Origin of the sequence: Microbacterium sp. B19, from assembly GCF_000333395.1 — a bacterium.
Classification (GTDB): Bacteria; Actinomycetota; Actinomycetes; order Actinomycetales; family Microbacteriaceae; genus Microbacterium.
In genome coordinates, this window is sequence record NZ_BADA01000060.1 from 17,059 (window position 1) to 30,189 (window position 13,131).

Here is a 13,131-nt window from a genome sequence, read left to right on the forward strand (position 1 = left end):
GGATGCGCCGAAAAAGCACATAAGTCTTGCGGATAGAGCACATAAGACCCGCCGGAGCGTTGGCATCCATCCCCACGATGCCACTCGTGCGGCGCATAGACACGGTGGATACACTGGCGGGACGCATATCCGAGCGAAGGATCACATCGTGGTGACCGATCATGCGACGCTGTCGCGACTCGACCTCAATCTGCTCATCGCGCTCGACGCCCTGCTGACCGAGCGCAGCGTCACGCGAGCAGCCGACCGCCTCCACCTGAGCCAACCGGCGCTGAGCGCCTCGCTCGCGCGGCTGCGGGTCCACTTCAACGACCAGATCCTCGCCCGCCGCGGCAACACGTACGAACTCACCCCGTTCGCCGTGCGCCTGACCGACCACACCACGACGGCGCTCGAAGCCGCACGGCGCGTGTTCGAGAGCCAGGCGTCCTGGTCGCCCGCGGAATCGACGCGCGAGTTCTCGATCTACGGCTCGGACTACGGCTTCGTCACCGTCGGCACGATCGTGTCGCGCCTCGCCGCCGAGCGCGCGCCCGGGGTGCGGTTCCGCTACATGCTGCACAACCCCGGCATCGTGGAGGACGCCGCGACGCGACTGCGCTCGGCGGACGCGATGGTGATCCCCCACGGCCCGGTGTCGGAGCTGCCCTACCTCGACCTGTGGCAGGACGACTGGTACGCGGTCGTGTCCGACGACAACACCGAGGTCGGCGCGGAACTCACCATGAAGAACCTCGCGGACCTCCCCTGGGTGCTGACCTTCCAGTCGCGCTCCGCGTTCACGTCCGCGGCGCGCCAGATCCAGCAGCTCGGCGTGGAGCCGCACATCGAGGTGGTCCTGGAGAGCTTCCTCTCGGTCGGACACTTCGTCAGCGGCACCCGCCGCGTCGGCCTCGTGCAGTCGGCCCTCGCGCCGCATCTCCTGCGCATCGGCGGCATCCGTGTCGTTCCGCTCCCGTTCGTGGCGACGCCCCTGGTGAGCGCGCTGTGGTGGCATCCATCCCACACGCGGGATCCCGAGCACGAATGGATGCGAGGGCTCTTCGCCGAGGCCGGCCGACTCATCGCCGCGGGGCACACGCCGCAGTGACACCGGCGGCGCATCAGGGACGGTGATGGACCGCATCGGGAAGCCACCGCCCCCATCGGTCGCCGTTCGCCGGGGGTCGTGGCTACTCTCGAAATCCGAACCATCGTCCTGATTCGGTAATCGCGCCCCGGCGAGCACCGCGTCGACGCCCGATGTCTGCTCAGAGAGGAGCACGCCATGGCACACCCCTTGAGGATCCTGATCGTCGGCGCCGGGATCGGAGGCCTGAGCACGGCCTCGGCCCTCGCCCGGATCGGCGCGAAGGTCGACGTCATCGACGACAAACCCGAGATCAGCGTCGCCGGCGTCGGGTTCGGCCTGCGCATCAACGGCCTGCGCGCGGTACGGGACATCGGTCTCCTGGAGGACGTCCTCGAGATCGGCCACCCGGCCCCCGGGATCGACAACTACGACGCCGACGGCAACCTCCTCAGCACCATGAGCTACGGGACACGGGACGAGGGGCTCCCCGGCTGCGTGACGATGTCGCGGATCGCCTTCCTCGAGCTCGCCGCGAAGCACGCCCTCGCCAACGGGTGCACGTTCCGGATGAGCACGACCGTCGCCGACATCGCCCAGGATGCCGACAAGGCCACGGTCACGTTCAGCTCGGGCGACCGCGCCGACTACGACCTCGTGCTCGGCTTCGACGGGCTCCACTCGCAGATCCGTCGCGAGTACTTCGGCGAGAAGTACGCTCCCCGCCCGGTCGGCGGGGTGGCGTGGCGCGCGGGACTCCCGAACCGCCGCAAGATCATGCAGCCGATCATCTGCCAGGGCTACGGCGGCAAGATCATGCTCACGCCCCTGTCGGAAGACCTCATGTACATGGTGCTGACCGTGGCGGAGGAGGGGCGCCCGCGCTACGACGCGAGCAAGATGGCCGAGATCATGCACGACCGCGCGGCCGACCTGACCCGCGGGTCGGAGTTCCTGTCCGACGCGCTCGAAGACGTCCGGCACGCCGAGAACGTGGCCTACACGCCCTACTCGACCGTGTGGGTGCCGTACCCGTGGTTCCGCGGGCGCGTGATGATCCTCGGCGACGCGGCGCACACGATGACCCCGTACCTCGGGTCCGGGGCGGCGATGAGCATCGAGGACGGGGTCGTGCTCGCGCAGGAACTCGCGAAGGACCAGTCCCTGCTCGACGCGCAGCTCAACTTCATGAAGCGCCGCCTTCCGCGCGTGCGCGCGGTGCACGAGCGGTCGATCGAGTCGATGCTCGAGGAGTTCGACTCCGTCACCGAGGAGACCTACCGCGCGCGCATCGAGCACCTCCGCCACGACGAGCCCATCGCCAACGAGTACGCGAACCGCCTCCTGCGGATGCCCTACTGAGACCCTCCGAGGAGACGCACGTGTCGCACACCCCCACCCGCACCCTCGTCGTGGATGCCGCCCGCGAGAGCGCCTTCCGGCCACTGAACGGCGTCGGCGGTGTCCCCGGCCCCGCCGAGGGATACCCCGAATTCCCCGACATGACGCCCCTGTGGCGCGAGGCCGGGGTGACGGTCGTCCGCTCGTTCGACTGGGTCTCGCGCCTGGACACCCGCGACAACCCGACGAGCCTGTTCCCCGACTGGAGCGCCGATCCCGACGACCCGGCGAGCTACAACTTCACCGCGAGCGACCAGTGGGTGGACGCGGTGCACGCGATCGGCGCCGAGGTCATGTTCACGGTGGCCAGCTCCATCCCGAAGAACAAGCTCCCGGCCGAGGACGTCGAGCTCTACGGACGGGTCGTCGAGCACATCGTCCGCCACTACTCCCAGGGGTGGGCCGGCGGGCCCGCGAAGCCCATCCGCATCTACGAGTTCGGCGACCAGCCCGACTTCGGACCTCTGCACTTCGCGGGGCAGCCCGAGGAGTTCTACGCGATGTACCGCGCGTTCTGCGAGGCGGTCTTCCGAGTGGATGCCACCCTGACGGTCGGCGGCCCCTCCCTCGCCTTCGCGCTCGAAGCCGACGCGCCCTACCGCGAGGGCTTCCTGGAGTTCGTGCGCGAGAACGACCTCCCCCTCCACTTCTTCTCGTTCCTGTGGTTCACCGACGGCAGCCGCGATCCGCTGGACTACCGCTACGTGTCCCAGCAGCTGCGGGAGGTGCTCGACCGGCACGGGTTCACCGACACCGACCTGGCGCTCTCGTACTGGAACTACCTCGCGGTTCCCAGCAGCTCCGCACCGGCCGCCGAGAAGGGCGCGTTCCAGGCCGCGACGGCGATCTACCTGCAGGACACGGTGATCGACCACGCGTTCTTCTTCCGCGCCGACAGCGGACGCGACCCGCACTACGGCTTCGTCGACCCGGGCGGGGTCGGCGACGTCGACGGCAACCCGGATGAGCGTTCCCACGCGCTGGCCCTGGCCGGACGCGCCCTGACCGGGCGACGTCTCGCCGCCTCGGGCGGGGACGAGTCGGGCCTGGCGGTGGCCGCCGGCCGCGACGGAGACACCGTGCGGGTCCTGGTGGCGAACTACGTCGCCCCCGACAGTGCGCTCGCGCCGCGCGAGGAGGACCGCTTCACGTTCCGCATCCCGATCGGCGAGCAGCGGATCGAGCTGGGGCTGACCCTGCCCCCACAGCGTCGGGAGCTGGCATCTGCGGGGGTGGAGTCCGTGCGCATCGAGGTCCACAACCTTCCCTGGACGGATGCCACGGTGCACGCGACCATCACGTCGCTGGACGGCGTAGCCCACGGCCCGCAGCCGGTGACGGTGTCCGACACGGGCGCGCTCCAGCTGGACGTTCCCCTGCCGCCGCAGTCCGCGATCCTCGTGGAACTGACGGCCTGAGGACGGGAGTTCCCGTGCGCGGTGTATCCGAGCCCAAGCAGCAGCGCAGCCGCGACTCCTTCGCGAAGGTGCGGGCCGCGGTCCTCGAGCTCCTGCACGAGCGCGGGACCGGTCAGTTCTCGCTCGCCGAGGTCAGCGCACGGGCCGAGGTGTCCATCGGGTCGATCTACGGCCGGGTGTCCAGCAAGGCGGGGCTGCTGAGGCTCATCCAGAGCCAGGAGTTCGACCGCCTCGACGGCGAGACCGCGGAGCGCGTCGGCGCGGCCGGCGTGGGGGCCGCGAGCTTCGCGGCGGCGACGTCCGCGATCGTCACCGCCTACGCGGCGATCCTGCGCGAGAACCGCGACCTGCTGTCGCCGTTCTTCCTGCTGGGCGTGGAGGATGCCGAGATCCTCGAGCGCGGGCGCGTGTCCGGTGATGCCGGGCAGGGGGTGTTCATCCGCGCCCTACTGGCGGCCGCCGAGGAGCATCGCGTCGAGCTGGCACCGGACAGGGCCCACTGGGCGTTCGAGATCTTCTACAGCCTGTGCGTGCGCTACCTCGGCCTCGGCGTGACCGCGACGGCGAGCCCGCACGACACCTACGCCTGGCCCGACCTCCTCGACCGGCTGTCACGCACGGTCTACCTCACGGTGTCGGCGGACTAAAGCGGGGCAAGGACCGTCCTGTCACCGGACGATTCGAGTCCGCTGGCGGAGCGATAGGGACCACGACCAAGACCCCTTCTTTCCGCCAAATGCACCAATCTCAGCCTCCGATTAGCACGTTTAGAGGATTCTTGAGGGGCTGACCGGTCAGACTGCCGGCACCGCCCGCATCGAGGCGCGGATGAGGTCGTGCTGGCGCCGCACGAGCAGCAGCGGGTCGACCTCGCCGAGTTCGGCGAACGCGTGGCCCTCCCACTCGCTCGACCAGAAGCCGCGGTACCCGCCCTCGACGAACACGCGCACGAGTTCGGGGTAGTCGATCGCCGGCTCCTGGCCGTCGTCGTCGATGTCGTAGAACTTGGCGTGCACGTGAAGGATCTGCGGCATGATGTCGGCCCACTCGCGCGGGTCGACGCGGCCGTGCATGTTGAACGCGAGGTGCGCGAACGCGCCGAGGCGCCCCGGGTCGAAGTCCCGGCCGCGGAGGTAGCCGAGGAACTCCTGCTGACGCGCTTGCATGGTGGCATCCGTCGCCCAGATCTCCTGGAGACGCGCGACCGCGTCGTCGTCGAGGCCCGCGCGGCGGACGGCCCGCAGCAGGGTCGGCGACATCGCGTGCATGGTCGAGGAGAAGTCGGCGACGAATCCCAGCAGCGGCGAGTCGAGCTCGGCGTACGTCTCGCGCACGCGCAGGATCGGATCGGCGTTAGGGCCCATCGGCGCGTGGATCTCGTACGCCAGCTTCAGCTCGAGGTCCTCCGCGATCGGCAGCAGCCGGCGCAGCAGGTCGGGTTTGGCCGACTGGATGCGCACGAGCGGGAATCCGAGCTTCTTCGCCCCCTCGAACATGAGGGTCGAGAAGGCGAACTCCTCGTCCGGCGTCATGTCGCGATCGCGCCGGCGCCCCATGTCGAGGTTGGCCCCGAACGAGCTCGCGACGAACCCGTGCCGGTCGAACGCCGCGCGCCACGTGCGCACGAAGTCGTCGCCGACGACCGGATAGGTCGGGACCATCTGGGATGCCACGATCTCGATGCCCGGTCCGATCCCGAGCTCCGCGACCCGGTCGAGCAGGCCGTCGAAGTCGTACCATCCGGCGCGGAACTCCGCACTGGCGGAGTACAGCGTCAGCCCCAGCTGGAACGGGTCGTCGTCGGTCGCGGGGGGCGCGGGCGCCACCTCGTGCACGAGCGCCGGGGGCGTGGCATCCGCGTCGACGACCGTCAGCGTCTTCACGTCGTGGACCACGTTCGGGACGTACATCCCGGGTCCGCCGTCGACCCCGGGCGCGATCTGCATGTACGGCAGGCGCAGCTCGCCGTGCAGCACGACCTCGTGCGTCTCGCCGAGGGCGACGGGCTCGGCGAGACGGGCCACCAGCGTCGGGTGCTGCTGCAGGAACCACAGCGTCTCGCTCTGCTCGGGCAGCTCGTCGAGCCGGTAGCGGCGGTCGCCGAGTTCGAACTGGAGGTCGTTGGCATCCACTCGCTCCCCGTCGACGGAGAGGTCGAGCGACGTGACCGACGACAGCCACAGGCTGCGGTACCAGGGGATCGTCAGCCGCAGCGCGAGACCGTCCGGGTGGGGACGGAGGCTGTCGTCGTGGATCAGTCCGTTCGGCACGGCGGCCGCCTCAGAGCCGGTCGGCGATCTGGCGGATGAGCGAGTGCTGGCGGCGCACCTGCTCGATCGAGCGCCACGGCTCGCGCTCGCCCTCGTACTCGCTGGAGAGGTAGCCGGTGTACCCGGCGTCCTTCAGCGCGCGGAGCACGGGTTCCCACGGGATCTGCTTGTCGTCGAGCTCTTCGTCGATGTCGTGGAACTTCGCCTGGATGAACACCACGTTGTCGATCACGTCGAACACGTCGTTCGGGTCGACATGGATGCCATCGAGGAACGCCGGGCGCTGGCCGGGCAGCTCGCCGGGCTTGAGCGGGATCGGGCGGTCCTGGAAGATCCCGGTGTCCAGCAGCAGCCCGAAGTGCTTCGTGCCGGTGCGGCGGATGAGAGCGATGTAGTCCTCGACCACCTCGTGCTTGATGGGCGTCGGCGAGTGGATCTCGGGGCAGATGATGACGTCGAGTTCTTCCGCGAGCGGGAGCGATGCCTCGACGGCCTCGGTCCAGATCGGGTGCGGGACGAGGTCGCTCGACACGACACCGATCTTCGGCCGCACGAACCGGAAGCCCAGGCGCTTCGCGAGGCGCAGGTCGCGCTGCAGGGCGGCGGCGCCCTCCTCCACGGTCATGTCGCGGCCGTTCGGGCCGCTGGAGTGCAGGCGCGTGTCGATCCAGGAGCCGTAGTTCGTCGGCTCGAGGCCGTACTTCTGCAGCAGCGCGAACCACTGCTCGACCCACTCGTCGGAGGGGTTCGGGTAGTTCGGGATGTGCGCCTCGCCGAGGATCTCGAGGCCGGTCGCGCCGATGTCGGCGATCGAGGCCATCGCGGTCTCGAGGTCCATGACCGTGCCGAAGTCGCTCATGTAGCTGTACAGCGAGACGCCATACTGGAAGGGAGCGCCGGATGCCTCGGGCGCGAGCGTGACGTGCTTGGTCACGCGGTACGTGCTGGGCTGGTGCTCCTGAGGGATGTACGACATCCGCAGCCGCAGTTCGATCGACAGCTCGTGCACGCCGTCGGGCAGACCGCCCGGGAGCGGCACGGTCACGATCGCCGCGTCCTCGAGCGGCCAGCGCACGCCGTCGCCGTCCCATAGCTCGGCGAGCGTGTACTGCTTCCCCTGCAGCGTCCACAGCGGCACGTCGGGCGCGACGTCGACGAGCCCGGGGATGCTCACACCGATGCCGTCGATGAGGGAGGCGGCCATGCCGCGGTACGACGGCATCCGGACGCGGAACTGGAAGCCGGTGATCTCACCGCCCTCGCGGACGTTGCGGAATCCGACGGACTGGATGAGGTCTCTTTCGAGAAGCATCGTCGCTCACTCTCTCTGGGGTTCGCCTTCGACGCTACCCGCTTATGCCGCTTTCAGACATAAGCGTTTCTGATCCCCCGCATCACCGTCGCGCACCCCGCGCTGGAGCCTTCGCCGCACCCGATGATGTCCCAGGATGTGCAACCGGGGCGCGCTCAGGCCGCACGAAGTGGGACGCGTGCATTGCGTGAATGGATGGCTCGTGGCCGAAGCGATCCATTGGGAGTGTGAGGAGGTTCTCTGTGATCGATGCACGCTGGCGTTTCATGAACTGTGGATCACACGATGGTGGATCAGTCGTCCCGCAGCCGACGCCTACACCGCCCCAGCGGCATCGGCCGGGGTAACCGGAAACTGCGCATCGTCAGGATCCTCGAGTTGTGCCCGCCATCGCAGTTGGCTACATAGGTAGTATTCTTCATATGTGCGACACACGGATGCGTTAGTAAAGGTAGCCCGCGCGCTGTGCGCGGATCCCCGGGGAAAGCACTGGGGCTACCCCCTGACCAAGACCACGGGGCTCCGCTCTGGCGCGCTCTACCCGATCCTGAACCGAATGATGGCTGAGGGCTGGCTGGAGGACGGGTGGGAGGATATTGACCCGGCTGCAGCCAGACGTCCGCCACGGCGGTACTACGAGATCACCCCCGATGGCCTTCGAGAGCTTGGCGCCGTTGTTCGCCGCGCGGATCTCGAGGAAGCCCGCGGTCGCAGTCGAGCGGGCAGGGCGGCGCTTGCGTGAACGAGATTCTTACCGCCGCTGTGGCGCTGCCGACCTTGGGTGTCGCCGTGCTCGTGTGGGGTTTTGCGCCGGGACTAGTCAATCGGCTTATGGCTCGTATCTACCCGACTACGGATCCACGACGACGCGAAATGATCGCAGAGTTGTACACCGTTCCGCGCTGGGAACAGCCCTTCTGGGTAGCGCAACAGGCGGAGCGGGCTCTCTTTGAGGGCATTCCCGCGCGAGCACGTGATCGACGTGGTCGGGTCTACGAGCCGGGCGGTCGATGGGTCATTGCGTTCTTCGCGAGGAGCGTCGACGGGCGAGAAGCCTTCGCCGCTAGGAGCGACGAAGGGGAAGAAGTTTTCGTCGAGCTGGGTGAAGGGACGGTTCGCTGGGTCCGATTCAAACGCCGGAGTGATGGCGGGGTTCGAGTGATCTACACGACGACCGATGGTTTGACGTTCGAGGTCGAGACGACTGCCGAGACGGCGAAACAGATCGTATGGAGTGCCAGAATGGCTCGCGTTCGCGGGTGGTGGAAGCGCCGATAATGGATCTTATGTCAGTTTAGACAGGCCGCCAGCGCGACATAGCTCGATGATTGCTACTGAAAGGTGCACTACTCGTTCCGCCTCCGGTTGCGTCGGTGCGCGGCGATCCACCCCGCCTCCGTGACGATCGGGATTCGGCCAGATAAGACGGAGCATCGCTTCGAGCGTCTTGCCATCGTCGACCTTTTCGCTCGAGGTCGACGGGGTCAGCTTCCACTTGTGAGACGCCGGGCCGCCTAGCTCGCCAGCCACGCCGCCTAGGTTCGCCTTGGGCTTGTTTGGCAGCACCATTGGGATGAGAAGCTCCTCGACAGCCTTGATTGCATGATCCCACGCGTCGGACGGGTCTGGATGGCGACCAAATGCAGCTGACCACGCATCCGCGAGTTCACCCGAAACTACGTCCTCGGAAGTGATCGCGGATTCGTAGGCCCCGGCCGCAGCGTCGTTCACACGCCTCTGGAGCGCCGTGCCGTCAGCGGAGACCGTCCACGCTGACGCGCCCATTTCTAAGAGTTGCCGCAGGTCTTGGGCATTAGCTCTGCGCCCGCGCAGGTATAGCGTGGCGTCCAAGACATCCAAGAACAGGTCCGAATTTCGCTGAATGGCGTCAGTGATTTGAGTACTTATCCCGCCAATGGCGCTTGTGGCCGCGACGGGTATCCGAGTGTTTGTAGCCAGCCGCCGTAGAAATTCTTGGTCCACTCCCCCTTGTGATGACGGTCGGTGCCAGCCGAACTCTGTTCGCAGCCATTCCGTCAGTGGGTACGCGAGGTAGTCGGGTATTCCTTCGACCAGTGCCTCAGCAGATGCGCGTCCTCTTCGTACTGACAGCCGCTCCCATGCCATGTGACTCAGGGTATCGGAGCAATACGACGACGACGGGAAGGTACCGATACTCACCGCTTTGTCACCAGCTGCCACCGCGGCGGGCGTCGATTCGCGACTCGAAGCCGCACGCACCAACGAGCACGCCGCGATCGCCCGTCATGCACGCCTCAGAGCGAACCCCGTACCCGGCGGGAGACCCGTCCCGCCGACCGGCGGCACCGCCGAGCAGGTGGAGCGTAAGGACCGCGTGTACGCGGCTCAGCGCGCAGGACAGGCCGCGCGACAGGAATCCGCTGCTTACCGCGCCGCCCGCGAGCGGCAGCACACCTCGCCGACACACGACACGTCCCCGACGCTCGAAAGATAGAGGTGGCCGGGCGTGTGACTTCCTGCTGTGGCAGTCGGCTCATTGCGAGGTCTACTTCATCCGTTCGCGCTGAGATGGGGTAGTTCGCTCGCTGGGCGCAATATGTGCAGCCGATGATCGACGACAACCGGCAGCAGGCGGATCGGCGAGCACCTCTACGCCCGCAGCGGAGCTCGCTCTTGCGGTCGACGGCCAGAATCCCGGCTACCTGCCCGATACGTGGGACTTCCCACTACGCGTCCTTGCCAGCTTCCTGGCGCCGCGGTCAGCTGATCTGGGGTCTACTCCGCGCCCTACCAGCGGAAAGCCTGCACGCGTCGAGGCTCGCGGGCGGGCCGCGAGCGTTAACGCACCCGTCACATTCTCGGGCGTGTTGTCGGTCCCGCAGTCGCAGGGTCGTGGCTACGGTTCTATACAAGGCGATGGCCCGCCCCGGTCGTAGGACACCGGGACGGGCCGTGAATCGCTCAACCGCAACCGTCAAATCACAGAAGGTCGAATTCAAGATGAGCGTACAACCCAAGAAGAACCGTCGTGCTAACCGCGCGCGTGTCACGTCCATTGTCATCCGCTTGCTCGTCCGCGTTGACGTCGCCGTCTGCCTCGCCGTGTTGCTGGGCGTGGCAGTCGTCATGCCTCGGTGAGGCAGGCCAGCCTTCCCGGGCCGTGTCTGAAGCTGCGACCGCCGGCCAAGCCGAGGCAGATCGTCGCCACGAGGCGCGTTCCGCGTTCCTCGCAACGCTGTCCTCAAACCCAGAGCGACGCGCCGAGGCTGCAGAACGTGTCTTCCGCGCGGAGCGCGAAATTCATGGAGCGTCGGCGGCCGCCTCCCGCTGATGCGCGGATCGGAGGCGGGCGACGCACGACCCACCCCCGCATCTCATCGCGATGCCTGCAGTCTGACGACGAGCGATACGATCAGGCCGGGGGGCGGAGTGAGGGTCTGGGTGCTGATCAATCGGACGATCAAGCCCTTTGTGCCACAGGATCCCCGCCTGATCTAACGAACGACGAGGTACCTGTCGTCAGTGAGTCGGTGTCCTGCGCAGCATCGTGCTTCGCCAGTGCCCGCGACACGGACGATTTCCCCACGCCGAGAACGTTCGCGATCTGCACCAAGCTCAACTTCTGTTCGTCACGCATCCGCACCGCGGCCGCGACGCGCTCGGGCGTCATCACGGAGGGTCGACCTCCCACGCGCCCCTGAGCGCGAGCATGCGCGAGCCCACGCTTCGTGTTGTCGCGTATGGTGTCGACGCGCAGCTGCGCGAATACCGCGACGATCCCGAACAACGCCCGACCCATCGGTGTCGTCGTGTCGATATCCGGCTCGGTGAGACTCCGGATGTTCACACCTCGCTCGTGGAGGTCGGTGATCGTCTCGATAGCCATCTTCTCGCTGCCCGCCAGCCGGTCCAGCCGGCGGACCAACAGGGTGTCGCCAGGGCGGAGATAGTCCAGGCATGCGAGCCACTGTGGGCGGTCCTTGACCCGGCTGGACTCGCCGTGGTCGACGAACACACGGCCCGCGCCCGCCGCGCGCAGCTCAGCCTCCTGAGCGGCCGGGTTCTGGTCGTGACGCGACACCCGGGCATACCCCACAACGTTGCTCATCGCCCCACCCCTCGATCGTTGCCGTACCGTGCGCCCGGCAAGTACGGGTCGCTCCTCCGCGCCGCCGGCCCGCCTGCAGGCGGAGTGCCGCGCGTGGCATCCGGCGACGACAGCGGCGGCCGGATGTCGGGTGCGGCGAGCCCGGTTTGCGCGCGCCGCACGGCCTCGAAACCGTCGAGACGATCAGCGCTCGTCGACGGCGTACCGCGATCGCCGACGCCAGCATCCAGAACCTCCGCGGCGGCGTGCAGCGCCTTCAGCGCCTCACGCTGCGCTCGCTCGTCACCGGGGAACGCGACCTGTACGACGTCGCCGGCGTCCTCGAGCGCGAGGCGGCGTGCGACCCGCACCAGGTCGGGATCACTCCGCCGCAGCCGCGCCGTCTCGCGCACCGCCTCACCGGTGTAGCCGATCCAGTCGCGGGCTTGTGCAGCGGTGAGCGAGCGCACGTCGCGCGCCTGATCCACCGCGGCCGCGACCTGCCCCCCCCCCCCCCCCCCCAGGTCCGCTCCCCCCGCGGCCGCGTGCGCGTCGAGAAACACACGCCCGGGGCGATCCTGCACCACGACCCGATCGACTACCCCTGCAGCCACGAGCTCGCGGACCGTGCCCCGCACGTTCGCCGAGGCCTCGTCGTGCGCAGCGCCAGGGGTCCACCGGCCCGTGCCGTAGTCCTTGACCTGCTCCACGTAGCGGGCCACGGTGCCCGCGCGTGAGACGGCCAATGGAACGGCCACCACACGCAACTCCGTCTCAAACCCTGCCTCGCGGAACGCCTCGAACTCTCCCCGCAACATCGACTCGTTGCGCAGCGTCGTCTCCACGATCGCGCTCACGCCGACACCGCGCAGATACTCCGTCGACATCCCGACCCACGCGCCCGCGGCCGCCGCTGTGACTTCCGGCATCCGGAACGGGTCGAGGTTCATCGTCTGCTCGTACTCGGGATGGAACCGGCGTAGATCGTCGCCGTTCACCACAACCGCTCCGGGAAGGGCGCTCTGCATCGCTGCGAGCACTCCGCCCTTTCCGGCGCCGGGCTGTCCTCCCACCGAGACAAACCGAGGGCGCCCGATAATGGCCCCCTCACGCTGGGGTTCGAGGTAGACGGGAACGATCGTGCGATCGAACCGTCGACGCAGCTGATCCGGGGTCAGCTGCTCGCTCACGCAGCCATGACCGGCGCGTGAGCCGGCATCGTCGCCCACAGCTCGCGCAGCTCGGCACGCTTCGCCTCGATCGCGTCCGCGTCATTGGGGTCGACCAGGCGCACCTGGCGCTGCATCTCGATGTGCGCGTACGTCCAGTGTCGACCTGCCGCCTCACTCGGGGCCTGATCGACCCAGGAGACATACCGGCCACCGATCCGGGTGGCCAGCTCGAGCAGGGCGTCATACGCCATCGGGTTCAAGACTCGTCCCGTGGTGTCGGACATCGCGACTCCCTCTCCTCGGCCTTCTTTCAGTCTACCCGACTTCCCAAAAACGATACAGGTCGCGTTTCGGGACAGAACCGTTTCGGGACAGACTTCCGACAGAACCTATCGGCGTGTCGGCCTCGTCGACGGACCC

At 67.9% G+C, this 13,131-nt stretch carries 12 protein-coding genes; 6 read left to right on the forward strand and 6 right to left on the reverse strand.

What is annotated here, in order from left to right; all coding sequences use genetic code 11:
- Positions 1-151: 151 nt before the first annotated feature.
- From I5G_RS02195 to I5G_RS20100, 4 genes are all read left to right on the forward strand, one after another.
- A complete protein-coding gene (locus I5G_RS02195; RefSeq protein ID WP_026095585.1) occupies positions 152-1,090 on the forward strand; it encodes a LysR family transcriptional regulator in 939 nt (312 codons plus the stop codon).
- Between the two features lie 177 nt (positions 1,091-1,267).
- The gene (locus I5G_RS20095) at positions 1,268-2,431 is read left to right on the forward strand and encodes an FAD-dependent monooxygenase (protein ID WP_022877595.1); all 1,164 of its coding nucleotides are present in this window, start codon (positions 1,268-1,270) and stop codon (positions 2,429-2,431) included.
- 20 nt (positions 2,432-2,451) lie between these two features.
- Positions 2,452-3,888, forward strand: a complete 1,437-nt coding sequence (locus tag I5G_RS02205; RefSeq protein ID WP_022877596.1) for a hypothetical protein — start codon at positions 2,452-2,454, stop codon at positions 3,886-3,888.
- 14 nt (positions 3,889-3,902) lie between these two features.
- Positions 3,903-4,535 carry a TetR/AcrR family transcriptional regulator gene (locus tag I5G_RS20100; RefSeq protein WP_022877597.1) on the forward strand — a complete coding sequence of 211 codons (633 nt, stop codon included), beginning with the start codon at positions 3,903-3,905 and terminating at the stop codon, positions 4,533-4,535.
- A 147-nt stretch (positions 4,536-4,682) separates the two neighbouring features.
- On the opposite strand, the gene I5G_RS02215 is transcribed toward I5G_RS20100, so the two are convergent.
- Positions 4,683-6,158, reverse strand: coding sequence for a DUF6379 domain-containing protein (locus I5G_RS02215; RefSeq protein ID WP_022877598.1), 1,476 nt, complete (start codon positions 6,156-6,158; stop codon positions 4,683-4,685).
- Positions 6,159-6,168: 10 nt separating this feature from the next.
- Positions 6,169-7,470 carry a DUF6379 domain-containing protein gene (locus I5G_RS02220; protein WP_022877599.1) on the reverse strand — a complete coding sequence of 434 codons (1,302 nt, stop codon included), beginning with the start codon at positions 7,468-7,470 and terminating at the stop codon, positions 6,169-6,171.
- A gap of 424 nt (positions 7,471-7,894) precedes the next feature.
- Between I5G_RS02220 and I5G_RS27080 the strand changes: the two genes are divergently transcribed.
- Both I5G_RS27080 and I5G_RS25045 read left to right on the forward strand, forming a co-directional pair.
- Positions 7,895-8,212: a PadR family transcriptional regulator gene (locus tag I5G_RS27080; protein ID WP_083896522.1), complete on the forward strand. Its 318-nt coding sequence runs from the start codon at positions 7,895-7,897 to the stop codon at positions 8,210-8,212.
- Positions 8,209-8,748: a hypothetical protein gene (locus I5G_RS25045; protein ID WP_148286371.1), complete on the forward strand. Its 540-nt coding sequence runs from the start codon at positions 8,209-8,211 to the stop codon at positions 8,746-8,748. The genes I5G_RS27080 and I5G_RS25045 overlap by 4 nt, the downstream gene beginning before the upstream one ends.
- Positions 8,749-8,754: 6 nt before the next feature.
- Here I5G_RS25045 and I5G_RS25050 read toward each other — a convergent pair whose 3' ends face one another.
- From I5G_RS25050 to I5G_RS02235, 4 genes are all read right to left on the reverse strand, one after another.
- Positions 8,755-9,597 (reverse strand): hypothetical protein, encoded by an 843-nt coding sequence (locus tag I5G_RS25050; RefSeq protein ID WP_148286372.1) that lies wholly within the window; start codon positions 9,595-9,597, stop codon positions 8,755-8,757.
- A 1,315-nt stretch (positions 9,598-10,912) separates the two neighbouring features.
- Positions 10,913-11,560 carry a recombinase family protein gene (locus I5G_RS20105; protein WP_022877600.1) on the reverse strand — a complete coding sequence of 216 codons (648 nt, stop codon included), beginning with the start codon at positions 11,558-11,560 and terminating at the stop codon, positions 10,913-10,915.
- Complete coding sequence (locus tag I5G_RS23845) at positions 11,557-12,729, reverse strand: zeta toxin family protein (protein ID WP_022877601.1); 1,173 nt, start codon at positions 12,727-12,729, stop codon at positions 11,557-11,559. Before I5G_RS23845 ends, I5G_RS20105 begins: the two co-directional genes overlap by 4 nt.
- Positions 12,726-12,995 carry a hypothetical protein gene (locus I5G_RS02235; protein WP_022877602.1) on the reverse strand — a complete coding sequence of 90 codons (270 nt, stop codon included), beginning with the start codon at positions 12,993-12,995 and terminating at the stop codon, positions 12,726-12,728. Before I5G_RS02235 ends, I5G_RS23845 begins: the two co-directional genes overlap by 4 nt.
- Positions 12,996-13,131: the final 136 nt, after the last annotated feature.

Bases quoted from the DNA above. Each gene is read 5' to 3' on its own strand.
- I5G_RS02220 (WP_022877599.1), bottom strand. From the start codon at position 7,470: ATGCTTCTCGAAAGAGACCTCATCCAGTCCGTCGGATTCCGCAACGTC.
- I5G_RS20105 (WP_022877600.1), bottom strand. From the start codon at position 11,560: ATGAGCAACGTTGTGGGGTATGCCCGGGTGTCGCGTCACGACCAGAAC.
- I5G_RS25050 (WP_148286372.1), bottom strand. From the start codon at position 9,597: ATGGCATGGGAGCGGCTGTCAGTACGAAGAGGACGCGCATCTGCTGAG.
- I5G_RS20095 (WP_022877595.1), top strand. From the start codon at position 1,268: ATGGCACACCCCTTGAGGATCCTGATCGTCGGCGCCGGGATCGGAGGC.
- I5G_RS02235 (WP_022877602.1), bottom strand. From the start codon at position 12,995: ATGTCCGACACCACGGGACGAGTCTTGAACCCGATGGCGTATGACGCC.